The organism is Kitasatospora sp. NBC_00039, from assembly GCF_045160625.1.
Taxonomy (GTDB): Bacteria; Actinomycetota; Actinomycetes; order Streptomycetales; family Streptomycetaceae; genus Kitasatospora.
In genome coordinates this window covers 756263-781124 of record NZ_CP108290.1, presented here as the reverse complement: position 1 = coordinate 781124, position 24862 = coordinate 756263, and the positions used below count along the sequence as shown (strand labels likewise).

The window sequence follows — 24862 nt, the reverse complement described above, 5'->3', positions numbered from 1 at the left end:
CGCATGGACCGCGCTCGGCGGGCGTCGACGACGCCGCCCGGGCGCGGGCGGGCGGACCTTCTCGAACAATCGGGTCGAATTCAGATCCCCCGCCTTTTTCATTCCTTCGTCCGGCCCGGCCCGTGAAACGGCGCTTCCCACTTGTCCCGGAGATATCCGCCCGCGTGGACCTCGCATTCCCGGCCGGCCGCGCGGGCGTCATCATGATTCCACCCCCGTAGGCGCTCCGGCGAATCGCGAAATGCAAACTTCTGCGATAGGGCTGTTGCTGAATGCTGAATGTCCTGGACATGAGTGTTTCCTGCCCGGCGCCGGTGGCGTTCGACGGGTTGCGGGCGGTCGTGACGGCGCTCGACGACCTCGGCACCGGGATCCGGAGCCGGCTCTGCGCGAGGTCGCCCGTGGAGGCCTGCGTGCTGGTCCCGGCCTGGGACGAGGGTGATCCGCGGGCGATCGCCGACATCGCGCTGAGCCCGTCCGAGCGGCGGCTGCACCGGGAGTCCGAACAGGTCTTCCGCGTCATCGAGGCCGCCTGCCGCGCCGTCGCCGACACCCTGGTCGAGGAGGACGTGCGACTGCGACTCGGCCGCATCGGATCATGGGACACGCCGTCGCTGCGGGCCCTGGCACGGCTGGTCGAGCACCTGACCTGGCGCGGTGCGCGCGACCGGCTCACATTGTCCGGTGTCGAGCGACGCGGCCCGCTCGGCGAGGCCCTGGCCGGGGCCGGGCTGCCGTCGCCGGAGCCGGGCCAACTCGCCGCGAGGCTCGGTCACCTGGTCACGGCCGACACCGGTCCGACGGCCCGGCACCAGCGTGTCGAACCCGTCACCACGCCCGAATCGCGTCTGTTCGCAGCGGTGTTGGACGAAGGCGGCAATGCGGTCGACCGGATCGCCTTCGCGGTCGAGTCCGTCAGGCGCGGCTTCTTCCGCGGCGACTACGAGGTGATGGTCCGCTGTGCGCTGGTCGGCCTCGACCTGTGCGGACCGGGTACGCACCTGGACGGAGCGGTGATCGACGCCGTCCTGCGGCGCGGTCAGATGAGGTCCCCGCTCGCCGACGCCGTCGAGTTCGAACTCGGCCTGCTGAGGGGCGCGGCCGACGTCCGTGCCTTCTTCCGCAAGGTGCTGGGGATGGTCCACAGCTTCCGGGGCGACAACCGGCGTGCCCTCCACGAGTTCTCCCACATCGTCGACGGCGCGCAGTACTCGGTGGAGCTGCGGGCGCAGGCCGCCCTGTACGCGGCACTGACCAAGGTCAAGATGCTGCGCGACCCGGCGGCCGGGGCCCGACAGGCCACCCAGGGCATGGCGCTGTTGGAGCAGTACCCGACCGGCAGCGACCAGGCCCGTCGGGAGCGCGGCTGGCTGCATAACGTCCGGGCGCTGTGCGCCTTCTCGCAAGGGCGGCTCGGCGAGGCGCTGACGGACGAGAAGGCGGCGCTGGCCTGTGTCGCCGACGGGTCCGACTCCAGCTCGGTCCACCTGAAGATCAACTTGATCTCCAACATCAGCGTTCTCCAGGAGCGCGCCGGGAAGGTGGACAGCGCCATCACCACCTGGCAGAAGTACACCGTGGTCGGCGTCGCCTGGGGGCCCATGTTCACCAAGCACCACGCCTATCGGCTCGGCGGACTGGCCCTCGCCGCGGGCCGGCCCGAGGAGGGCGCCACCGCCCTGGAAGCCGCGTACGCGGCCGGGGACAGCCTGTCGGACACCTTCCACCGCGCCGCGATCGCCACCGAGCTGGGCGGGCTGTTCCTGCCCGACGACCCCGCCCGGGCCGCGCACTGGTACCACACCGCCGCCGAGGCCGCCCGGGACCTCGCCGACCCCTACGGCCACGCGCTGGCCTGCGCCGGGCGCGACCTGGCCGGGGACCTGGCACCCGAACCGCGACTCGCCGCGATGGCGGCCTCCTCGGTGACGTACCCCGAGCGGGGCACGGAGCTCGCCGCAGCGATCACCTCGGGCGACCGGATCCGCTGCGCCGGCCTGCTCCCGCGTCCCCGCACCAAACTCAACCGGCCCTTCGACCACGTGAACCTCAGCTGATGGGGGCGCGGACCGCCGCGTCCACGTGGACGCTCCTGCCGCACTTCCTCCTGCGCCGGGCGGGCTTCCCCTTCGACCTGCTCGCCGTCCCCGACGACGATCCGACGGTGCCGGCCGTCGAGCGCCTGGTCGAGTCCGTCCGCCGGATGGAGTGCGAACGGCACGCCCTGCTGCGCCGGGAGATCCCGGCCGAGGTGGAGCGCCTGCGCCGCGCGGGGGACGACGGCACGCTGCTGCGCCCGCTCTCCCGTTGCCGGAGCGCCCTGGGCCGGCGCCGGGACGCCGACGCTGCACAGCGCTGCGCGGCCCTGCCCGGTCGGGGCGAACACCTGGGCCCCGCCCTGGATCGCTTCGTCGCCGCCGCACGTGACGTGGAGCTGGCCCGGACGAGGGTCGCCGCCACGCTGGAGCACAGTGCCCGGGCCGAGGAGGAACGCCTGCTGCTGGGGCTCGGCCACGACCGGGTCAGGGAGGCGCTGGTCCAGCTGTCCCCCTCCTTCGCCGAGCACGCCGCCCGCTCGACCGCCGCCCGCCTGGCCACCGCCCGCCTCGCCGCCGCACAGGCCGTGGACGGCCAGGGCCCCGCCCGCGCCCGCGACCGGAAGTTCCTGCGCACCGCCTACCTCTACGTACAGCGACTGGCCGCCAAGAACGAGACCACCAGCTTCTTCGGCCCGTTGACGCACGGCCGGTTCACCCCCGAGCACCAGGGTTACGCCGGCGGGCCGGAGACGGACAGCGGCGTGCGCCGCAACGACGCGTTCCTGGCGTTCTGGGCGACGGCCGAGCTGGCACGGGTCATCGCCGCCGACCCGCGCCTCGCCGGCCGGATCCCGGTGCGCCGGACACCCCTGGTCGCGGTCCTGGACGACGGCGTCCGCGACCCGCACGGCCGGGTCCGTCGGCTCGGCGCCCTGGACCGGGCAATCCTGACCGCCGCCGACGGCGCCGACACCGCCGACGCGCTCGCCCGGCGGCTCGCCGCCGAGCGGGGCGTGCCACACCAGGCCGTCCGGGACCGCGTCGAGCGGCTGGCCGGCGCCGGCCTGCTGCTGGCGGATCTCGAACCCGCGTCGGCGCGCCCGCAGCCGCTGGACGACCTGCGCGTACTGGTCGCGGCCGCGGACCCGGGCTCACCGTGGTTGGTCGAACTCGACGCCCTGAGGAAGGACCTGCGCCGGTACGCGAACACCTGCGGCGCTCCGGAGCGCGAGCGCGCCTTCGGGGAGCTGGAGAGCCGCTTCGGTCGGCTCACCGGCGTGGACGCCCGCCGCAGCGGCGGGCAGATGTACGCGGACCGCCTCGTCGCGTACGAGGAGTGCGAAGGCGACGCGCCCCTGACGATCGGCGCCGACGTCGCCGATCGGTGGAGCAGGGACCTCGCACCGTACCTCGACCTGTGCGCCGCGTACGGGGCGCTGCGCTACCGGAGCGTCCGGGCCGAGGCCTCGCGGGTGCTCGCCGCAGCCGGCGGCGAGCTGCCGTACCTGGAGTTCGCCGACCGCCTTGCCGAGGCCACGGCCGCCACCGCCTCGCGGCGGGACGTCCCCGCCGAGCGGGTCTTCGAGGAGCGGCTGGCCGCCGTGGTGGCGGCCGCGGCGGACGGCAACCGGGCCCGGCTGGCCCCCGCCGACCTCCGGACGCTGATCGACTCGGTCGAGCCCGACGACGACGGCCCGACCTCGGCCCGCTTCGTCTCACCGGACCTCATGCTGGCCCGTGCGGGCGCCGACGAGCTGCTCGTCCTCGGCGAGATGCACCCGTACGTCTTCGCCTGGGGCTCCCAGGGGCTCTTCGCCCCCGACGCCGAGGCCCTCCAGGCGGACCTGGCCCGCGACCTGACGCCCTGGGGCGGGCCCGAGCGGATCGCGACCGTCCTGCGCCGTCGCCAGCACAAGGGCCTGGTCTCCGAGGCGTTCCCCGGCCGGTTCGTCGAGATCAGCGGGCTGGCGACGCGCGAGCGCGACCGGTGCGTCGCGGTCGCCGACCTCCGGGTCGTCACCGGGCCGTCGGGGCCGGAGCTGCACGGGCCGGGCGGGCAACTCGTGCTCTACACCGGCGAGAACGACCACCCCCACCTGCGGGCGTTCGCGCCGCCGCAGGTCGAGCCGCCGCCGGTACGCCTCGGCGGGCGCCGGCCGCGCGTCTCGGTCGGCGACGTGGTCGTCCAGCGGGCCCGCTGGTGGCTGTCGGCACAGGACCTGGAGGAGCTACGCCGTGCGGCCGACGGCCCGGAGGCGGTGGTCGCCGTCGCTACCCTGCGCGCCCGGTCGGGCATCCCCCGGCACGTCTTCGTCAAGCCCGCCGGCGAGCCGAAGCCGGTGTGCCTCGACCTGTCCTCGCCACTCGCGGTGTCCGTGCTGCGGGTCTTCTCGGGCGGCGACCTCGTCGTGGAGGAGATGCTGCCGGCGCCGGACCAGCTGTGGCTGGAACGCCAGGCGGGCCGGCACACCTCCGAGTTCCGGCTGGCCATGATCGGGCGGGGGGACGCCTGATGTGGTCGATGGTGTCCGACGCCGTCCTGCGCTCGACCGGCTTCCCCTACGAACTCGTCGAGCGGCTACGGCTGCCCGTCGCCGCGAGCGCCGCAGCCGCCGTGGCCGGCGCAGAACGCGAACTGCTGTCCCTGGCGGTCCGGACGGGTTGGGAGGAGTCACGGCTCGCCCACCTGCGCGCCGTCGTCGCCGCCGGCACCGTCCGGCTGGGGCCGGAGGAGCGCGCCGACCCGCACTGGGTGGACGCCGTCACCAGGCTGCGTGCGGCCCGCCGTGCCCTGGACGAGGTGGTGGCCAAGGAGGAGGCGGCCGCCGCCACCGTCGCCGAGCTGGCACGCGACGACCGCCTGCGGGAGGCGCTCGCGGTGTCCAACCCGAGGATCCTCGCCGACCTGGAGCGCCGCGGCCACACCGCGCAGCTCACCCACCAGCTCGCCACCTTCATCCAACGCGTCTGCACCAAGAACGAGACGCTGAGCTTCTTCGGCCCGATCAACTACGCGACCCTCGACGAGCGCGACCCGGACGCGATCGCCCTCTCCTCCCGAGGGCCGGGCACCCTGCGGGCCCGCCGCGCGCACACCGGCTCGTGGGTGGTCGCCGCGCTGGCCGAGGCGATCGCCTTCGCCGAGCCGGTCAGCCCCTGGCTGGTCCTGCGGCTCCGCAACCCGGGCGTCGCCCGGTGGAGCGGCGACCCGCAGGCCCTCCCGGCCCGGCTGCTCGCACTCGTGGACGCCCGGCACACCCTGGGCGCGCTGGCCGACCGGCTGTCCCTGACGCCGGCCCAGGCCGCCGAGGCGGCGCGCACGCTGGTGCGGGCCGGGCTGGTCGGCCACCAGATCGACCCGCCCGCCACCACCCCGGACCCGCTGGCCTTCCTGGTGCACCGCCTCGCGGGGCTGCCGGGCACGGGCCCGCTGGCCGCCGAGGTCGCCGCCCTCGTCGAACTCCGCGACGGGTTCTGCGCCGACGACGCCGACGGCAAGGCGCGCCGGCACCGGCTGTTCCTCGACCGGGTGCTCCGGACGGCCCCCGACGCGGCCGGGGGAAGCGGTCGAACCGGCGCCTTCTACACCGACCGGCTTCCGCTGCGCGAGGAGTGCGCGGGGACGGTGCAGCTGCGGCTGGGGGGCTCGGTGGTCCGGGAGCTCCGACACCGGGTGTTTCCCGCTCTGGACTTCCTGGCCGCCCTGGCCCACCGCCGCCGGGACCTTGCGCGGCACGCGCTGGCCGCCCGGCTCGGCGAGCGCGAGCTACCGCTGTGGAGGCTGGCCGCCAGAGCCGACGGTTGGCCACAACCCGAGGACACCGAGGTGGCCGCCGCCGTCCGCGCGGCGGTCGCCGACCCGGACGCCGCCGAGGTCGACCTGGCGGCGTCCGCCGACCTCGCCGACCTGGTGCGGCGAACCCCGCTCGAACAGTCCGGGGCGGTATGCTCCGTCGACCTGCTGATCGCCGCGGCGGACACGGCCGCGTGGCAGGCCGGGCGGTACGAGGTGCTGCTCGGCGACGTCCACGACACCGTCCTGCTGACGGACTGGGCCCTCCAGTTCCACCCGGACGCCGAACGCGTCCGTACGGCCAGGGATGCCGCGGTCGCCGGAGCCTTCGGGGCGGTGCCCGCGGTCAGCGTGCTCGCCAAGCGGCAGACCGGCATCCCGCCTCTCGAACTCCCGGGCCCCGTGGTCGAACTGGGCGGCACCTCGGGGCAGGGCAGCCCCTGGCTGGCCGACCTGCGCGACCTCGTGGTGGTCTCCGACGGCACCCGCGTGCGGCTTCGGAGCACCCCCCTCGGCGGCGAGGTGGCCCTGCACAACGGCGAGTTGGACACCCTCGTGCAGACGGCGTTCGCCCCGCCGAGGCTGCGCGCGCCGCGCATCGCCCTCGGCCCCCACACACCGCGGCTGCGCTGGGGGGCGGCGGTGATCCAACGGGAGAGCTGGACGGTACCGCTGTCCGCCGTGGCCGCCCTCGGCCCGTCGGCCACGGCCGCGGCCGTGCTCGCGGCCCGACGCCTGTGGGCCGACCACGGTCTCCCGGAGCAGGCTTTCGTCCAGCTGCCGGGCGTTCGCAAACCCCTTTTCGTCGACGCTGCAAGCCCGGCGCTGACCCGGGCACTGGCCCGGGCCTGCCGCAAGGTGGCCGCCCACACGGCCCCGGACGCCGTGGTCCGGATCAGCGAGATGCTGCCGGGACCGGACGAGTTGTGGCTGTCGGAGGCGTCCGGACGGTACACCGCGGAACTGCGGTGCGTCTTCGCCCGCCCCGCTCGCGTGCCCGAGACACCGGGAAGGACCACGGCCTCATGACCCACCTGATCGTCCTTCCCCACAGCGACCCCACGCTCCGCCACCAGGCGCCCGGCCACCGGGCCGTCGAACTCCAACGGGCCGCCGTCGAGCGATTGACCGCGCCCGCGGAGCGGGCACCGGTACGGGAGGCACTGCGCTCGGCTGCGGACGGGGGCGGTGAGCAGCTCGGCGAACTTGCCCTGTTCGAGGCCGCCGAACGCTTCCTGACCCAGGACCACGGCCCGGTCAGCCGCCTCCTCGCCCTCGACCTGGTGCTCACGCTGGCCGGCGCCCATGCCCGCTGGCCGGTCTCACTGCGCCTGGACGACCTCGAACTGGCCGCCGGCACCACGGAGTCGGGCGCGGACATCGCCCGGGCCGCACAGTCCGGCCTCCCGTTCGCGCCCGAACTCCGGGAGGCCCGGCGACTGCTCGACGAGGGGCCGGCCGTCCTGCTGATCGACCGCGACCAGCAGCTCCCCGCGCTGTTCGCGCTCGCCGCGGACAGCGGGAAGCCGCTGGCACTGGACGGCGGGTTCGCCCGGCGACACTGGCGGGCACTGGAGCCGCACCTGCCGGCCGGCAGCCACCTGGTGGCCACCGGAGCGTTCGCCACGGTCGACGAGGACGGACCGACCTGGCTCACCCGGCGGGCCCGCCGGCCCTGGGCGGACACGCTCAGCGGGGCCGAACTCACAGCCCTGTCGGCCACCGCGCCCGCCTCCGCGCCGGCGGGCTGCGCCGTCGCGCTCATCGCCCTGGTGGAGGCCGGCGACGACCTGGTCCGCACGGCCGACGGCGTCACCCTCGACACCGAGCGCCTGCGGGCGGCCGTCCACGCCCTCGCCGGCGCGGGGAGCGCCGTCCTCGTCGAACTGTGGCTCGGGGCTCCCGGCGCGACCCAGGAGCAACTGGCCACGACCGCCGCCTGGCTGGCCCGGGAGGACCTGCCCTGGCGGGTCGTCGGATGCCGGCCCTTCCACCTCGACCGCTCGGCCGTCCGCGGCGACACGGCGAGCTGGGCCGGCCGGCCGGTGCGACTTCGACCGGCCCGGCCGGGGCTGGACCTGCTGCGCGCCCCCGAATTCGACGCCCTGCCCGTCGAGCGGGCCCTGCCCGGGTTCGCCGCCGTCCTCGCCGAGCGCCACCCCCCGGTGGCGGGCCGACTGGCCGGGGCGTACCTGGCCGCGTCGAACGGCGGCGAACCGGCCGCGGCGTGCCTCGCCCCGGGCGTCACGGTGGTCGACCTCGACGGCCGCACCCTGCTGGTGGACCTGCGGACCCGCCGCACCCGCACCCTCGATCCCCGCCTGGGAGGACGCCTGGCGGCACTGCGCTGCGGGCAGCCCCTGACGGACGTGCTGCCCGAGGGCCGCGCGCTGGAGCGGACGCGCGCGCTGCTGTCCTCCGTCGCCGCCCTCCGCGGCACCGGACCGGCCACGACCGGCACGTGGAAGGTGAACGCCTCGTGAGCACCTGGGAGCTGGGACGCGAGTTCGTCCTGCGCCACACCGGCATGCCGTTCGACTGGATCGAGGGCCTCGGCGACGACCCCGGGCTGGAGCAGGCCGCCACCCGGCTGGCCGCCGCCGAGACGGCGGTGCGCGACGCACTCGACGGCCAACCCCCGGCCCGCGTCCGGGCGGTGGAGACCGCGCTGCACACCCTCGCCGGGCCGCCGGCCGCACCCGACGGCCGACTCCGGCGCGCCCTCGGCGAGTGGTCCGAGGCGGTGGACCGCTACCGGCTCGCGTACTGGGACGGCTACACCCGGATCGAGGCCCGCCTGCACACCGCGGCCTGTGAACCGCTGGTCCAGGAAGCGGTGTTCGTGTCCAACCCGGACATGTGGGAGAACATGTGGCGCCGCTACGCCACCGCGTCCGAGCGCGGTACGAACGCCGCGCAGCGCCGCCTGCAACGACAGGTGTACACCTACCTCCAGCGGCTGTGCGGGAAGAACGAGACGACGAGCTTCTTCGGACCGCTCGCCTACGGCACCGTCGACGAGAAGCACGAAACCGGCTGCACGCTGCGCCGTGACGTACCGGTACGGCGCCTGGTGTTCTTCGCGCAGTGGGCGGTCGCCGCCCTGGTCCGCGCCGTCCGACGGGACCGCGGCGTGCTGCCCCTGCTCCCGGTGTCCGTGGTCGACCCGGACCGACTGCGAGCCCGGCTGGGCACCGGAGCCGGTGGCGACCTCCCCGACCTCCCCGACCGGCTCGCCCGGCTGCTGTTGCGCGACGGCTCCGTGCCGGTCGGGCGGCTCGCCGCCGAGCTCGGCGTCGGGGTGGCGCAGGTGATGCGGCTGCTCAGGGACATGCTGGCGAGCAACACGGTCGAGCTCGGACCGAGCTACCCCGGGGATCGCCAGGACGCGTTCGACCGGCTGCGGGACGCGGTCGCCGGCCTCGGGGGAGCCGACCCGGACGCCGCCCGGTGGCAGGGCGGGTTCGCCGCGCTGGCCGCCCTGCGGGACGACCTGGCGGCGGCCCCGTTCCCGCAGCGGACGGAGGTGTTCTACCGGCTGGAGCAGACCTTCACCGCCCTCACCGGCCAGGCGGCGCGCCGTGACGGCGGCCTCTACACCGACCGGTTCGTGGTCTACGAGGAGGCGTCCTCGCCGTTCGCCCTCGCACTCGGCGCCGGCCCGACCGCCCGCCTCACCGACGCCGTCCAGGAGGCCCTGGACTTCTGCGCCGACTACGGCGCGCTGGTGCGCCGCCGTCACCAGGAGCACCTGCTCGGGCGCTGGCCCGAGCACGACCGGCTGACCTTCGACGCGTACGGCGAGGCGATGCGGCCCGCGGCGGACCCGGGCAGCGCCTTCGACCCGAACGCCGCGCTGGCCGTCGACCCCGCCGACCTCGGCGATCCGGTGCGCCGCCGCGAGCTCGTCGCCCCGGCCGCGCCCGGCCCGGCCTACGCGCTGCCCGACATCTGCCTGGCGGCGGCCGACACCGCGGCGCTGGACGCCGGTCGTTTCGATGTCGTCATCGCCCGGGTGCACCACCATCTGCTGCTGGAGAGCTGGCTGTCGGTCGCCCACCCCGACCCGGACGCCTTCGGCGCGGCCGCCGCGCGGTGGGTGGCCGAGAGCGGCACCCCGCAGGGCCTGGTCGGCCTCGACGTCAGCCGGCGCAACAAAGGCTTCTACGTGTTCCCCGGGGACCGCGTCGCCCTGCGGCCGCTGCGCGCGGACGACGCCGGCGACGCCCGGTTGGCCCGCGCCGGCGACTACCACGTCCACCGGGCGGACGGGCGGATCGTCCTGGTGGACCGCGCCGGGCACGAGCGCCTGCTCTACCTTCCGCTCGCCGACCTGGCCGCCTACCCGCCGCTCGCCGCGCTGTCGGCCCCGCAGCTGGTGCACGCCAGGATCGAGCCGCCCGCCGTGGAGCGGACGGCCGCCGTCACCCTCGGAAACGCCGTCTACCAGCGGGCCCGGTGGTTCGTCGCGATGCCCGACGTCGCCGGCCTCGACCCGGCGGCCCGCTACCTGTCCCTACGCCGACTGGCCGCCGCCCGCGGCATGCCGCGCTTCGTCTACATCCGGTCGGAGCGCCGCCGCAAGCCCTACCTCCTCGACACCCGCTCACCCCTCGGCGCCGAACTGCTCGCCCATGTCACCGAGGCCGGCGAACGGGTGCAGTTCGAGGAGATGTCCCCGGGGCCGGACGCGCTCTGGCTGCGCGACGAGGAGGGGCGCCGCTACACCTGCGAGCTGCGGATGCAGGCGACCCGTACAGGCGCCACGACGAACAGGAGCGTGACGGCCGGATGACCGCGATGAGCGAGGCGGGCGAGCTGACCGCGCCGAGCGTGATGTGCGAGCTGGGCGAGATGAGCGTCCTTCCCTTGTTCGTCCTGCGCGGTGCGGGATTTCCCGCCGCCGAGGCCCTGCTCCCCGGGGCCGGCGACACCCACGCCGACGTCGCGCGGATGCGCGACACCGAACGGCGGCTCGAACGGCTCGAACGGGCGCTGCTGACCGTCCTGGCGACCGAACCGATCGAACGGCCCGAACGGCGGCGCCTGCGGCGTCGGCTCGCCTCCCGGGCTCCCGTCGACGAGCCCGGGAAGGCCGGCCCCACGGCCACCGCCCTGATCGCCCGGTGGAACACGCTGGTCGCCGAACTGGCCGAACTGCGCGCCTGCACCGTGCGCGCGGGCGAGACCGAACTCGCCGGTGCCGACCGGTACCTGCGGGACTGGCACCGGACGCCCGTGGCCGCCGAGGCCGTCTGGTTCTCCAGCCGCGGCGCTGCCGGCGCACTGGCCGCGTACGCGCTGGGCAGGCCGGGCTCCGCCACGACCCGGCGGGTGGCGCTGCGCTACCTGCAACGGCTGGCCACCAAGAACGAGACCACCTCGTTCTTCGGCCCGTTCCAGTACGGTGCCGTGACCGACGGAGCGGGCACCGCCCTGCTCGCCTTCGACGCCGCCTCCCCCCGGCACGGCGAACGCGACACCTTCCTCGCCCGCCACGTCATCGACGACCTCGCCCGCCGGATCGGTGAGGACCTGGCGGCGCAGCCACGTGTCCTGCTCGAGCCGCACCCGCTCGTCCACGTCCACCACCGCGGTCTGCGGGCCGCCGGCCGGAACATCGCACTGCCCGAGCCCCTGGTGGCCGCTCTTCGATCGGGCCGGGTCCGCCCCGCGGACCTGCCCGAGCCGCTGCGCGCCCCGGTGGCCCGACTGACCCGGGCGGGTCTGCTGTCCGTCCGGCTCGCCCCGCCCTCCACCTCGCTCGCCGAGCTGGCCGACCTGCGGGCCGCCGTGGACGCCACCGCCGAGGCCGCGCCCGAGGCCGCACCCCAGTGGCTCGCCCGCATCGACACGGTGACCGCTGCAGTCGACCGCGTCCGCCGCTCTCCCTGGCCCGCCCGCAAGGAGGCCTGCGCCGACGTCGACGCCCTCCTGGAGGGCTACGGCATCACCCCGCGTCAGCGCGAGAACGGCTCGCTCTACGCCGACCGCCACGCGGTCTACGAGGAGTGCGAGGGCGGCCTGCGCGGACTGCGACTCGACCGCCGGGCCCTCGCCCGGGTCGAACGGCCACTGGAGACCGTCCTGCGCGTGCACGCCGCGTACGCCGCCCAGGTCCGCGGCGACGCCCAGGACTGGATGCGCCGCCACTGGGACGCCGCCGCCCTGCCCGCGAGGGTCCGGCTCTACGAGCTCCTGGAGGCCCTGCACCACTACCCCCAGCCCGACTACCGGGACGGCAGCGCCGCGGCGGACGCCCTGTGGCAGCGGCTGGACGCCGTCGCACCCGAGGGGCACAGCAGGGTGGACGTGGGCGCCGACCGCCTGGCCGGCCTCTTCGCCGACGTCCTGCCCGACGACCCCTTCGTCTGCTCGCCGGACCTGATGGTCCGCAGGACGACCGACGGCACCGAGCGGATCGTGGTCGGCGAGATCCACCACGGCATCCAGCCCTGGTCGTGGCTCGCCCGTGCGCTGCCCGCCGAGCAGCGCACGGCGCTGCGCGACGTCATCGGCGTGTGGGCCCGCGAACTCGCCGGCGCCGCCACCCCGGTCACCGTCGTCGAACCCCGCCTCACCGGGAAGACGTACACCCTGGAGTACCCCGGGCTGGCGCTGGAGCGCATGGGGCGCTCCAGCCTGCCGCGCGATCAGGTCCTCGGCCTCCACGACGTGGTGGCCGACCGGGACGGCATGACCCTGCACACCACGGACGGCACCCGGCTGGCCCTCATGCCGACCGGCCCCGTCAGCCCGCTCGCCCGCGCCTTCGGCGGACTCGCCCTGTGGGGCCCGCGCGGCGCACCGCTGCGCCACCACCGTCCCCGGGTGAGCGTCGACGGGATGGTGTGGCTGCGGGAGGTCTGGCGGGTGGGGCCCGGGGAGTTGGCCGCGCTGTCCACGGCCCGCACCCCGACCGCCGCCCTGGTGGCGGCCCACCGGCTGCGCGAACGGCTGGCACTGCCACGGTTCGTCTACGTCAAGGCGGACGGCGAGCCCAAGCCCGTCTTCGTCGACCTGGAGTCCGTCGCCTACTGCGACATGGTGGCCCACCTGGTCGCCGGCCGCGCCGGCGCCGTGGTCAGCGAGATGCTCCCCGACCCCGACGAACTCGCCCTGCACTGTTCGCAGGGGGCCTTCACCAGCGAGATCCGGATGTCGGTGCTGGTGAGGAGGCCGCGATGACCGTCGAACTGAGCCCGGTGGCGATCCTGCGAAGCGCGGGCGTCCCCGCCGCGATCGTCGACCGGCTGATCGACCCCGAGCTGGTCGCGCGACTGGACACGGCCGACGGCGAGGAGGCCCTGCGCCTCGCGCAGTCCGCGATCAGCCTCGCCGACCACCGGCTCACCGCCCTCTGCCACGACCCGGTGGTCCGCGACGCGACGGCGATCTCCAACCCCGGCATCCACGCCAACGCCGTGCTGCCCCTCGCCGAGGGCGCCGCCCGCCGCCGACGCAAGCGCGCTCGCAGCGTCGTCGCGCTCCTGCAACGGCTGGCCACCAAGAACGACACCGCCAACGGCTACGGCCCGATGGACCTCGTCCGCTTCGGCGGCCTGCCCGACCTCACCCAGCCGCCCGCCCGCACCGGCGAGTCCGCCGAACGGGCCGGCCTGGTGAGCTGGTGGGTGGTGGACCTCCTCGCCACCGCGATCCGTCACGACGAGGAACTCGCCCGGCACCTGCCCTACCGGCTCGGCGACGCGGTGGGGCTGGACGGCGAGCACTTGCTGGTCGGCGACCGCCGGGTGCGCATCAGCCCGACGGAGGCCGCCGAACTGGCGCTCCTGCCCGCGGCGGCCGGCGGCGACCCGCTGCCCAGGCTGCGCCGCGCCCGGCTCGTGACCCACGCTCTGCCCGTGCCCGCCGCCGACACCGATCCGCTGGCCGCGCTGATCGCCGCGGTGACGGACCTCGGCGACCCCGGCGCCGTCTGGGCGGCCCGGCTGACGGACCTGCACACGCTCGCCCGGCAGGTCGCCGAGGCGCCCACCGAGGTGCGGCCGGTACTGGCCGGGGAGGTACGCCGTCGGGCGGAGGCACTGGTCGGCCGGTTGCCGGACCGGCCCCGCGGCGCGTTCTACAGCGACCGCGAGGTGCTCTACCAGGAGGGCCGCGGCGCCGCCGGGGAGTACACCATCGGCGGTGGCCTGCTCGACCGGCTGCGGGAGGGGCTCGACCCGGTCTGCCGGCTTGCCGCGGTCTACGGCTACCAGCGGTTCCTGGGGGCCTCGGCGGCGCTGCTGGAGAGCGCGGGGGACGGCCCCGCGCGCCTGGTGGACGTCATGCGGCGGATCGGCGGCCTCGGCGACATCACCGCCGAACCGCCGGGCGCCCTGCGGCTGCGCGAACACCTGGCGGATCTCTGGCCGCACGGCGGCGGCGACCTCGACCCCGAGCGGCTCCTGGACCTCCTGCGACAGTGGCCGAACCCCGAACTGTCGTTGCTGTCACCCGACCTGATGCTCGCGGCCGGAGCCGACGGCTCGGCCCACGACGCCCGGCTGGTGCTCGGCGAACTACACAGCAACCTCCAGACCTTCGGCCTGTTCGAGCACTTCTGGCCGGACAGCGGCATGCGCGAGTGGTTCGCCGAGGCGAAGGACCTGCCCCGGCGGCTCGTGCAGTTCGTCGCGCCCCGCTCGCAGGGCAAGGCGTTCCTCGCCGAACTCCCCACCAGGTCGATCGAGGTCTCCGCGGACGCCGCGCAGCCCGACCCGGTCGCCTTCGGCCGCGTCGGCGTGCGCTGGGAGGACGGCGTCCCCTGGCTGGTCCTGCCCGACGGCGAGGCCCGCACCCTGGTGCCCGGCGACCCGTCCAACCCGCTGTACCTGGCGCTGTCCCCGCACACCGGGCTGATACCGACACTGCGCTCGCAGCCGCACGTGCCGGCCCTGTCGGTCGGCGGTGTCGTCGTCCAGCGCGAGCGGTGGCGGCTGGAGCGGCCCGCGTTCAGCCGGTCACTGGACGCCCTGTTCGTCGAGGCGCGGCGCTGGCGGGCCGCCCACGGCCTGCCCGAGCGGGTGTTCGTCCGGGTCGCGAGCCAGCCGAAGCCGTTCTACGTCGACTTCCGCAACCCCCTGCTGGTGGACCTGCTGGCGCACTGGACCGCGCCGGGAGAAGGGCTGCTGGTGAGCCCGATGCACCCGGGGCCCGACCGGCTCTGGCTCGAACGCGGCCGGGACCGCTTCTGCGCGGAGCTGCGGATCTCCGCCGTCGTCAGGGGGCAGGCGTGAACGAGCGCCCAGCGGTCGGGGTACGGGTGCCGCCCGGCCGCCTCACCGCCCGCCTGTACCCCGACCTCCAGCTGCGCAGCAGCGGATTCCCCGCCGCACGCCTGCTGCCGGCGCCCCCGGCCGGGGCTGGGCGCGAGGCACACGCCGCCATCCGCGCCGCCCGCCGGCTGGCAGCCTGCCGGGAGGACTTCCGCACGACGGTCTTCCCCGCCCTCAAGGACCGCTTCCCCGGGCTGGAGCGGGCGGACCGCAACCGCATCGTCCGCTCGTCCCGGCTGGTCGGCCGGGGAGCACCGCTGCCCGAGGAGACCACGGCGCTCCTCGAGGCGCTGGGCCAGGGCACCTGGGCGAAGGACTGGACCACCGCCGTCACCGCGGCGGACACCGCCGACCACGCCGCCCGGCTGGCCTACCTGGAGGCCGTCGACGCGGTGCTCGGGCAGGTCCGCGCCCGGCTCGGGCAGACCCGGGTGCACCAGGCGATCGGCCAGTCCAGCAGCGGATTCGCCGAACGGCTGTTCCGGCCCGGCGGTGCCGTGCACGGATCCGGACCCCTACGGGCCGGAGGCCGCCACGACCTGATGACCGCCCACCGCTACCTGCGCCGGCTCGCGACCCGCTGCGAGACCGTCTCGTTCTTCGGGCCGTCCTGCTTCGCCCGGCTCGCCCCGGACCTCGACGTCGCCCTACGGCTCGACCCGCCGACCGCCGAGCGCACCGCCGTCGACGCCAGCGCCTGGCTGGTCCGGGAGCTGGCGAAGCTCACCGCCCCCCGGGGCGGGGACGTCCTGGTGGGCCGGGATCCGCTGTGGCGGGTGGAGGATGGTGCACTGGTGCGCACCGCGGACGGCCGGAGCGTCCCGCTGACCCCGCAGGCCGCCGCGCTGTGGGAGGCCCTGGACGGTCGGCGGCCGATCCGGGAGTCGGCGCGGACGGCCGGATTGTCGGCCGAGCGGCTGCGCACCGCGCTCACCACGATCAGGCCCGCGGTGCGCCGGGGCCCGCTGGTGGCCTCGACCGAACGGCACGCCCTGCGCGCCCTCGTCGAGGCCCTGCCCGAGCCGGGCGCGGCCGGCGCGCTGCTCGGACGGCTGGAACGCGTGGCCGCGGCCCCCTGGCCGGAGCGGGAGGCCGTCCTCGCCGAGGCGGCCGAGGCACTGGACGCCGCAGGGCTGGCGACCGCACGTCGGGGCGGGGAGCACTACGCCGACCGGTCTTTCTGGCACGAGGAGCGCTCCAGCCCCTACAGCGAGCGCGTCCGCCTGGGCGCGCCCACGCTCGCCCGGCTGAGCGCCGTGGTCACCGCCGTCCTGGAACCGCTCTACCTGGCCGCGCTGCTGGCGCGGATGGACGCCCGGGACACGGTGCGCGCCGCGTTCGGCGGTCGCCGGGTGCCGCTGGCCCACGCCGCGACCGCCGACCTGTCCACCGCGAGCACCCGGCGTGAGGAGCTGCGCCGTGCGCTGGTCGACCTCGTCGACCGCACCCCGGCGGGCCCCGACGGCGCCGTCCGGCTGACGTCCGCCGCGGTCGCCCAGGCGTGCCGACCGTTCTGGTCGCGGATCTCGGCCTCGGACCTGGCGCCGTCCGCCGCCCTGCCCGGGCTCGACCTGCTGGCGGTCGGAGCGTCACCGGCCGCGGCGACCTGGGTGCTGGGTGAGGTGCACGACGACTCCAGTTCGGTGCTCGGCGGGTCGTCCACCCGCGTGCACACCGACCCCGAGCGGCTGTACGCGGACTTCTGCGCCGCCGTGTCACGCTTGGTCGACCCCGGCACCATGGCGGGCGTCGTCTCCCGACGCCGCAGTATGCACATCACCCCCGAACTGCCCGGCCTCGCACTCGAACTCAGCGGGGTCTCGGGCCGACCGCACGACACGGTGGCACCGGTGGCCCACGCGACCGTGAGCGCCGACGGCACCGCGATCGAGGTCGACGGCGTCCGCCGATGGCTCTACCCCGGCGACCTGTCGAGCACTCTGCACCGAGCGCTGTCCCTGCCCTGCGTCGTCCCCGTCGACCTCGCAGGCCCCACCGGCTCGCCCCGGGTGCTGATCGACGACGTCGTCGTGACGAGGGCGAGCTGGCACGTGCCGTGCCCCGACGGCGCCGAACCCGGATACCTCCACTGGAGCGGCTGGCAGCAGACCCGCCACGCTCACGGACTCCCTCGGCGGATCTTCGTCCGCCACCCCGCCGAGACCAAACCGATCTTCGTGGACCTGGACGACCCGGTGGCCGTCGACGACCTGGCACGCCTGGGGCCGGGCACCGTCCGGATCTCCGAGTGCCTGCCCGACCTGGACGCGCTGTGGTGGCGACCCGACGGCGAGGCACAGGTCGCCGAGCTCCGTATCGCCTGCCTGATCGACGTGGAGGGATGGACGACGTGACGCGCTCCTGGGAGATCCTGCCGCTCGCCGTGGTGCGCCCCACCGGTTTCCCCACCGACCTGCTGGCAGCACTGGCCGATCCGGCGCTCCTCGACCTGGTGGACGCCGCCCGCGCCGACCGGTCCGCCCTGGACGCCGTGGCGGACGCGTTCGAGCAAGCCTCCCGTGAGGCCCCCCGCCTGGAGGACGCGGACCAGCTCCGGGCGGCCAGAACCGCCTACCGGGCGGTCAAGCGGCGCCGGGCACCGGCCGAACCGCCCCTGCTGCCCGCGGGAATGCCCGGTTTCCGCACCCCGGAGGAGTTCGCCCGGTGGTGGTCGACGAGGTGCCGGGCCCGCGACACCCACCTCGCCGCCCTCGACGCGCGGTACCCGCAGACCCTCGACCGGGCCCGCCGACACATCGACACCGCCCTGCGCTCACCCCGGCTCCGGGAGGCACTGGTCCTGCTCACCCCCGAGATTCTGGGCACCACCGTCGCCGCCCTGCTGAAACGGCCCCCCACCGGCCCCGCACCGAACCAGAACGAACGCAAGGCCGCCGCCTTCCTCCAACGCCTGGCCGCCAAGTGCGAGACCAACGCGTTCGCCGGACCGATCGCCTACGCCGAGGTCGGCCAGGCCCTCCCCTGGGCCGACACCGCGCCCGTACGGCGGGGCCACCTCGCCTTCTGGGCCGTCCAGGCGGTGCTCGACCGCGCCCTGGACCGCCTGGCCCCCGGCGACCTCGGATGGCGGACCGGGCCGGCCGCCGGCCTACTGCCCGCCGACTCCCCCGTCCTGCGAGCCGTCCGGCAGGCCGCCGCCGGACGGGCCGGCGCGATCGCCCCCGCCACCCTGCGCACCCTGCACCGCAAGAACCTGCTCTGGGCGACCCGGCTGCTGGCCCCCACCTCCGAACCGGACGCGCTGCGCCTGCTTCGCACCGCCGCCACGGACCTCGACGACACCGACCTCACCGCCCTGGCCGCACTCCTCACGACCACGGCGGCCGAGTTCGCCGACGCCGACGCCGACGGCAAGACCGCCGCGGTGGCCCGCACCACGGCCCTGCTGACCGATCACGGCGTCGACACGGAACGCCGCGGCAAGGGGCAGCTGTACGCGGACCGCGTCGTGCTGTACGAGGAGGACCACGACCCGGGCTTCCGCGTCCGCTTCACCGAGGCCGGCGCCGCCCGCCTGTTCGGCCGGCTGGACCCGGTCCTGGACCTCGCCGCCGCCGCCGGTGTCGAGGCCTGGCAGCTGGCCCGCGAACGGTTCACCCACGCCTGGAGGCAGCAGTTCGGCCCGACGGCGGCCACCGCCTCCCTGCCCGAGGTACTCCGAACGATCCCGGTGAGCACCCCCGCGCCGCTCGCGCAGACCGGCGTCGGCCGACGGTTCCAAGGCCTCGTCCAGGCGGCCTGGGACGGCGCGTCCACCGAGGTGGTGCTCGACCCCGCCGACGTGCGCGCCATCCTGCCCGACCTGGACGACGTCCGAGCCCCCCTGCTGATCGCGCCCGACCTGCACTTCGACAGCACCGACCGCGCAGAGGTCGAGAGCGGCCGCGCACCCGTCGTGGTCGGCGAGTTCCACTGGGGCTTCCAGGGGTTGGGCAACCTGTGCTGCTTCATCGACGACCGCGGGGCACTCGCCCGGACCACCCGGCAGTGGCTGGGCCACGACACCCACCCCGAGGAACTCGTCCACGTGGCGACCGGTGCCCGGTTCGGCAAGCTCTGCTACCTCGAACTGCTGCCCCGCACCCTGGAACTCAGCGGCCCGGCAGCGCCCGGCCAAGGCCGCCTCCAGGCCGAGGACATCGACGTCCACCCGGACGGCGACATGGTCCAACGATCCACCGGGCAAAGCCTGATGCCCCTGCTCGGCGACGCCGAAGCCGCCACCCAGAGCCCCCTCGGCCCGCCCGGCTGCGCGCTGCCCCGCGTCTCCCTCGGCGCCCTGACCCCTCGCATCACCATCGGCGACGTGGTGGTCCAGCGCGCGGCATGGCAGCTGGAGCCCGGCGCGCTCCAGCCACCCGACGGCGCCCGCCCGGCCGGGCGGTACCGCCACACGGTGGACACCCTCCGCGCCCTCGGCGTCCCCCGGCGCCTGTTCGCCGCGGTCCAGGGGGAGCGCAAACCCGTGCACGTCGACCTGGCCAGCCCCCACCTGGTGGAACTCCTGCTCGCGGAGGCCAAGGACCGGCCGGTGCGCGTCACCGAGATGCTGCCCACCCCCGAGGGCACCTGGCAGCGCAGCGAACACGGCCGGCACCTGTGCGAGATCCGGTTCTCGGCACGGCGCCGGCGCCGAACCGACCAGACGACGGACGAGCCCGGAACGGTGGAACGATGACCCGACAGCTCACAGTGCTCGGCCTGGGCGGGAGCACCCGCAAGGGCTCCTGGGCCGAAGCTCTCCTGCGCAAGGCGCTGATCAACTCCCGAAGCCTCGGAATGAGGCCCCAGCTGTACCCGCTGGCCGCCAAGGACCTCCCGGTCTTCCGGGAGTCGCTGCTCCTCGACCCCCCGCCGGTGGTGGCGGAACTCCTCACCAAGGCCCGGCAGACGGACGTGTTGATCCTCTCCTCGCCCGTCTACCACGGCACGATCTCCGGGGCCCTCAAGAACGCCGTCGACTACCTCCAGGCCCTGAGCGACGACGAGCGGCCGTGGCTGACCGGAAAGGCAGCCGCACTGATGGCCGTCGGCACCCCGGTCGGCGGCGCACACGCGATCAGCGCGATGGACCACTTCTGCCGCGCCCTGCGCGCCACCACCGTCCCCACCGCCATCGTCACCGGCCCCGGCTTCCTCGGGGAGGACGGCACCTTCACCGACGCGCTCCTCGCCGAACGGATCAGCCGGATGGTCCGAGAACTGGCCGCCCACGCCCGGCTCGGCCTCGACGAGCCCGGCGTACCGGCATGAGCACCTTCTTCGCCGAACGGCGCGAAACCCTCCACCTCCTGGACACCGGTGACGGCCGGGAACTCAACCGCGGACGCTACCGGGGGCTCGGCTTCTCCCGCACCGGCAGCCCGGCACCCGGCCGCGAGGACTGGCAGTACCGGGCACTGCCGGCCCCCACCGGAGCCGCCCCCGTGCTGCCCCGCGAGGTGGCCGTCGCGGTCCGACCGCTGGCCGAGCCCTGGCCCGTCGCGTACACCGCCGAGTACCGCCTGCACGACCTGGCCGACCGGCTGCGCAAGATCGCGACCCAGGCACGGTTCCACCGGCTGGTCATCAGCCTGCGCGACCACGACCAGCAGGTGATCGCCGGACCGGACGGCGACCTCACCGCCGACCACCGGGCCTTTCGCACCGTCAACCTCCAGGCCACCCACACCGGCCCGCACGGCCCGGTCACGGTGCGCAGGGACTCCGCCGTGGCCGCGCAGGACGGCCTCGACGACCTGGCCACCCGGCTGCTCGACGAGCTGGACCGCGCCCTGGCCGACGCCACCCGCCTGCCCCCCGTCGGCCTCGACCCCCGCCGCCGACCGGTCCTGCTCGCCCCCGGCGGCTGCGCCCTGTTCTTCCACGAGATCTGCGGCCACCCTCTGGAGGCCGACGTCGTCGAGAGCGGCACCTCCTACCTGGGACGCCTGCGCGGCACGGCGGTCTGCCCGGAATGGGTGACCGTCCTGGACGACCCGGGCGCCCCGAACGCCGTCTTCGGCTACCGCGTCGACGACGAGGGCAACCCGGCCGTCGCCGTACCCCTGATCGACCACGGCACCGTCGGCGGCACACCGCACAGCGCCGCCAGCGCGGCCCAGGCCGGCGCACGGCCCAACGGCCACGGCCGCCGGATGTCCTACCTGTATCCGGCCGTTCCCCGGCAGGCGCACACCCGCGTGCTCGACGGCCCCTTCACCCCCGACGAGGTGCTGCGCCTGCCCGGTGAAGCCGTCCACGTCGAGCGCATGCGGGTCCGTCACGTGCACCAGGGCACCGGCGCGTTCAGCTTCCTCGCCCTGGAGGGCCTGCTGCTGCGCGACGGCGAGGCCGTCGGGCGGCTGAGCGACGTCGTACTCGACGGGGACGGGCTGTCCGCGCTGCGCGACATCACCGCGATCGGCTCCGACTCCCGCACCTTCGTGGGTGGCGGCGGCTGCGGAAAGCTCGACCAGGGACCGCTGATTGTCGGCTTCGAGCAACCGACCGTCCGGATCGACGGACTCGACACCTACAGCCTGTCCCGGAAGACGAGGAGCTCAGGGTGACGACGACCCCGGCGCCACACGAGCGTTCCACGCCCTCCTACCCGCTCTCCTGGCAGGCCGTCGACGAAGCCTGCGCCGCCGTCCACGGCGTCCCGCACGCCGACGAGGTCGAGCTGTGGATCCACGACGCCCGCGAGGCCGTGGCCCAACTGGTCCCGGCCACCGGGCGCACCACCGCCGCCGCGGGCGGCGCGTTCGGCGCCGCCTGCCGGCTCTGGCACGGCGACGGCTTCGGCGCCGCCAGCCGTACGGTGTCCGGCACCGACGACGTCGACCTGCTCGTCCGGGAGGCGGCGCACGCCGCGAGCCCCCAGCGGGCCACCGCACGGCCCACACCCGAGCCGACGACCGACGACGCCCCGCGCGTCCAGCCCGATCCGCTGGACACCGCGGCCTCGGAACGGCTCGTCCACGAGACGGCCGCCCGCCTGCGAGCGGTCGGCGCCGACGTCCAAGTGGTGCTGGCCCAGCAGTACCAGTGGATCACCTCGACCGCCACCGGCTCGGGGCTACGGCGCTCGCACTACCACGAGCAGACCCGGGTGCTGGTGCGCTGCGAGACTCGGCACGGCGCCCTTCTGGAAGCGGCCGAGGCGCAGCAGATCACGGCGGACCCGGGAATCGACGCCCTCGTCCGCCGGATCACCGCCGCCCTGGACGCCCTGGACGACCCGGACTGCCCGGACGCCCTGGACTGCCCCGCGGCCCCGCCGCCCCCCGGACTGCCCGTGGTCCTGCGCCCGCAGGTCGCCGCCCCGCTGGTGGCAGGCCTGAGCTGGCTCCTCTCCGGCACCACGGCCCTGTCGACACCGGGGCTCGAACAGGCGGTCGGCCGCCGGCTGTTCCCGTCCTGCCTCCACGTGGACGACGTCCCGGACGCCCACCCGGACGGCCCGCCGATGACCTTCGACGACGAGGGGCAGCCGGCCCGACCCGTTCAACTCGTCGACGAGGGAAGGCTCGTGGGATTCCTGCACTCCTGGGACACCGCCCGGCGGCTGGGCCACGCGCCCAACGGCCGCGGGATCCGGATGGGCGTCGGGGCCCAGCCGATGCCCAGGCCGATCGCCCTGCGCGTCGCCGCCGGCCGCGGGTTCATGCCCGACGACTACATCGACCTCGACTGCCGGCTGGAGAACCTCGTCACCATGCCGCGCGCAGGCCGCATCGAGATGATCGTGGCGGGATGGGCGGTCCGCGGCGGCCGGCGGACACACCGGATCGCGCCCTTCGAGTTCCACTGCGACCTGCTGAAGTACCTGCGTCTCCTGCGCGGGACGGGCGCGGATGCCGAGATCCTGCCCCTCGCCGACGGCGCGTCCACCCCGAGTCTCCACTTCAAGGAGTTGCCGTGAGCGCCACCTACGACGTCCTGGTCGTCGGCGCGGGTGTCGTCGGCCTGTCAACCGCCCTGGAGCTCGGGCTGCGCGGCGCCCGGGTGCACGTGGTGGACGCCGGCCACGAGGGCGGAGCCGGCTCCAGGGCGGCCGCGGGCGTGGCGATCCCCTCCCTGCGGCTGTTCGCTGACTCGGTCATGCACGACTTCGTCGACGTCGCCCGCAAGGTCCTCGACGCGGACGTCGAGGCGTTCGCCCCGGACGCGCCGGCCATCCGGCGGGGCCGGGGCGTCATCCGGCCGGTCCGCGACGACGAGGAGCGCGAGCAGCTGCTGCACACCACCCGGCCGGATCCGTCCGCCCTCGGACAGTGGGTGGACCGGGACGGGCTCTGCGAGCTGGAGCCGGTCTTCCGACGCGGCCCCTTCGTCGGCGCCTTCCGCACGGAGGCCGGCTACGTGGTCGACACCGCGCTGTACCTGGACAGCCTGGCCGCCGCAGCCCGCCGGGCGGGTGCCACCGTCTCCTTCGGGGAGCGGGTCCTGGCGGTGCGGGAAGGCCCGGACGCCGTGCACGTCACCACCTCCCACGGCGCTGCGGCCGCGGACCGGCTGGTGGTGGCGGCCGGCGCGTGGTCGGGAAGCCTTCCGGGCCTGCCGAGCCTGGCCGTCCACCCGTTGCGCGGTCAGATGGTCGAGTTGCGGGACCCGGACATTCGGATCGATCACATCATCTCCGGGCGGACCTATCTGTGTCCGTGGCGTGCCGGGGCCCTGTGCACGGGCGCCACGGAGGAGCACGCCGGGTTCGCCGACCATGTCACCGCCGCCGGTGTCGCCTTCCTGCTGTCACGGCTGGTACGGGACTTCCCGCTGCTCGCCCGAGCCCGGCCGGTCCACTCCTGGGCCGGGCTGCGGTCGGCCACCCACGACGGCCGGCTCGTCCTCGGGGCGTACCCGTCGACGACCCGCGTGTTCGTCGGAACCGCCCACGGCGGGCAGGGCATTCTCACCGGTCACCACACCGGCCTGCTGCTGGCGGACCGTCTCGACGGCCACGACGCCGCCGTGCCGGCCGAATTCGCCCCCGACCGGGACCTGAGCCCGCCCCCGACCGGGACCTGAGCCCGCCACTGGACGGGCGGGGAATCGCGCCGGTGCCTGCCCATCCGTCCGGCGGTGCCCCGGCCGCCCTCGCGACCCTGGCTGCCCTCAGCGCCCTCGCCGTCGGGCCGAGCTTTGTCCCCGTCCTCGGCTACCGGATGTGGTGGCAGCGCCGCCCCAACCGCGCGACCGCACGGCCCGCCCCGGCAAGGCCCCTGTCCGGGGCATCTGCCGGCGCCTGTCGCCGTCCACCTCGGGGACGACACAACGCCCGCCCGGACTACGTCACCCGCCTGCGGGGCGTCGTCGACTGGCAGGGCGTCCGGGCCGCTCGCGGCCGCCACCGCCCAGGGTTGATCCGCCCTTTGGTCGGATCTGCTTCGGTTCGACGAGGTCAGACCCGTCCGCGCCTGCCGCACCCTGCGCCCTCCGTGGCACCTGCCCCCATCGGTCGGTGCCACGAAGGGCGTTGCTGTCCCGTCGTGACTTTCGGTTATCGCGTCTCCGGTCACCGGTCTCCTGTTGTAGCGAGGCCGAATCCCCTCGCCCGCTACGGGAAAGACCTGCCGGTGACCGCTCCTCCCCCGCGTTCGTTCTCCCGAGGTTGGCTGTTCGCGTCCTGCCTGCCCACTCTGCTCGTCCTCGGGATGGCTGTGACCGTCCCGTCGACCCCCTCCGGTTCCCCGCGAGCCGCGAGGGCGAGCATGCCGGGGATGCCCGGGATGACCCACCGGGCG

At 75.4% G+C, this 24862-nt stretch carries 13 protein-coding genes; all 13 read left to right on the top strand.

Annotated elements, in window-relative coordinates; all coding sequences use genetic code 11:
• The first annotated feature begins 290 nt into the window (after positions 1-290).
• Genes OG286_RS39575 through OG286_RS39515 form a run of 13 tightly spaced genes read left to right on the top strand, consistent with a single transcriptional unit; the run spans position 291 to position 24146 of the window.
• Entirely contained in the window at positions 291-2057 is a 1767-nt protein-coding gene (locus OG286_RS39575) for a hypothetical protein (RefSeq protein WP_396325694.1), read from the top strand.
• A complete protein-coding gene (locus OG286_RS39570; RefSeq protein WP_331742432.1) occupies positions 2057-4552 on the top strand; it encodes a lantibiotic dehydratase in 2496 nt (831 codons plus the stop codon). Before OG286_RS39575 ends, OG286_RS39570 begins: the two co-directional genes overlap by 1 nt.
• 8 nt (positions 4553-4560) lie before the next feature.
• Positions 4561-6861, top strand: a complete 2301-nt coding sequence (locus tag OG286_RS39565) for a lantibiotic dehydratase (protein ID WP_396325692.1) — start codon at positions 4561-4563, stop codon at positions 6859-6861.
• Entirely contained in the window at positions 6858-8315 is a 1458-nt protein-coding gene (locus OG286_RS39560) for a hypothetical protein (RefSeq protein ID WP_331742427.1), read from the top strand. Before OG286_RS39565 ends, OG286_RS39560 begins: the two co-directional genes overlap by 4 nt.
• The gene (locus OG286_RS39555; protein WP_331742424.1) at positions 8312-10627 is read left to right on the top strand and encodes a lantibiotic dehydratase; all 2316 of its coding nucleotides are present in this window, start codon (positions 8312-8314) and stop codon (positions 10625-10627) included. Before OG286_RS39560 ends, OG286_RS39555 begins: the two co-directional genes overlap by 4 nt.
• Entirely contained in the window at positions 10624-13020 is a 2397-nt protein-coding gene (locus tag OG286_RS39550; RefSeq protein WP_331742421.1) for a hypothetical protein, read from the top strand. The genes OG286_RS39555 and OG286_RS39550 overlap by 4 nt, the downstream gene beginning before the upstream one ends.
• Entirely contained in the window at positions 13017-15074 is a 2058-nt protein-coding gene (locus OG286_RS39545; RefSeq protein ID WP_331742418.1) for a hypothetical protein, read from the top strand. The genes OG286_RS39550 and OG286_RS39545 overlap by 4 nt, the downstream gene beginning before the upstream one ends.
• Positions 15071-17467 carry a hypothetical protein gene (locus OG286_RS39540; RefSeq protein ID WP_331742415.1) on the top strand — a complete coding sequence of 799 codons (2397 nt, stop codon included), beginning with the start codon at positions 15071-15073 and terminating at the stop codon, positions 17465-17467. Before OG286_RS39545 ends, OG286_RS39540 begins: the two co-directional genes overlap by 4 nt.
• Positions 17455-19812 carry a hypothetical protein gene (locus OG286_RS39535; protein WP_331742412.1) on the top strand — a complete coding sequence of 786 codons (2358 nt, stop codon included), beginning with the start codon at positions 17455-17457 and terminating at the stop codon, positions 19810-19812. The genes OG286_RS39540 and OG286_RS39535 overlap by 13 nt, the downstream gene beginning before the upstream one ends.
• Entirely contained in the window at positions 19809-20387 is a 579-nt protein-coding gene (locus tag OG286_RS39530) for an NAD(P)H-dependent oxidoreductase (protein ID WP_331742410.1), read from the top strand. Before OG286_RS39535 ends, OG286_RS39530 begins: the two co-directional genes overlap by 4 nt.
• A complete protein-coding gene (locus OG286_RS39525; RefSeq protein WP_331742407.1) occupies positions 20384-21685 on the top strand; it encodes a TldD/PmbA family protein in 1302 nt (433 codons plus the stop codon). The genes OG286_RS39530 and OG286_RS39525 overlap by 4 nt, the downstream gene beginning before the upstream one ends.
• The gene (locus OG286_RS39520; protein ID WP_331742403.1) at positions 21682-23040 is read left to right on the top strand and encodes a metallopeptidase TldD-related protein; all 1359 of its coding nucleotides are present in this window, start codon (positions 21682-21684) and stop codon (positions 23038-23040) included. Before OG286_RS39525 ends, OG286_RS39520 begins: the two co-directional genes overlap by 4 nt.
• A complete protein-coding gene (locus OG286_RS39515) occupies positions 23037-24146 on the top strand; it encodes an FAD-binding oxidoreductase (RefSeq protein WP_331742400.1) in 1110 nt (369 codons plus the stop codon). The genes OG286_RS39520 and OG286_RS39515 overlap by 4 nt, the downstream gene beginning before the upstream one ends.
• Positions 24147-24862: the final 716 nt, after the last annotated feature.

Bases quoted from the DNA above. Each gene is read 5' to 3' on its own strand.
- OG286_RS39575 (WP_396325694.1), top strand. From the start codon at position 291: ATGAGTGTTTCCTGCCCGGCGCCGGTGGCGTTCGACGGGTTGCGGGCG.
- OG286_RS39570 (WP_331742432.1), top strand. From the start codon at position 2,057: ATGGGGGCGCGGACCGCCGCGTCCACGTGGACGCTCCTGCCGCACTTC.
- OG286_RS39565 (WP_396325692.1), top strand. From the start codon at position 4,561: ATGGTGTCCGACGCCGTCCTGCGCTCGACCGGCTTCCCCTACGAACTC.
- OG286_RS39560 (WP_331742427.1), top strand. From the start codon at position 6,858: ATGACCCACCTGATCGTCCTTCCCCACAGCGACCCCACGCTCCGCCAC.
- OG286_RS39550 (WP_331742421.1), top strand. From the start codon at position 10,624: ATGACCGCGATGAGCGAGGCGGGCGAGCTGACCGCGCCGAGCGTGATG.
- OG286_RS39545 (WP_331742418.1), top strand. From the start codon at position 13,017: ATGACCGTCGAACTGAGCCCGGTGGCGATCCTGCGAAGCGCGGGCGTC.
- OG286_RS39535 (WP_331742412.1), top strand. From the start codon at position 17,455: ATGGACGACGTGACGCGCTCCTGGGAGATCCTGCCGCTCGCCGTGGTG.
- OG286_RS39530 (WP_331742410.1), top strand. From the start codon at position 19,809: ATGACCCGACAGCTCACAGTGCTCGGCCTGGGCGGGAGCACCCGCAAG.
- OG286_RS39525 (WP_331742407.1), top strand. From the start codon at position 20,384: ATGAGCACCTTCTTCGCCGAACGGCGCGAAACCCTCCACCTCCTGGAC.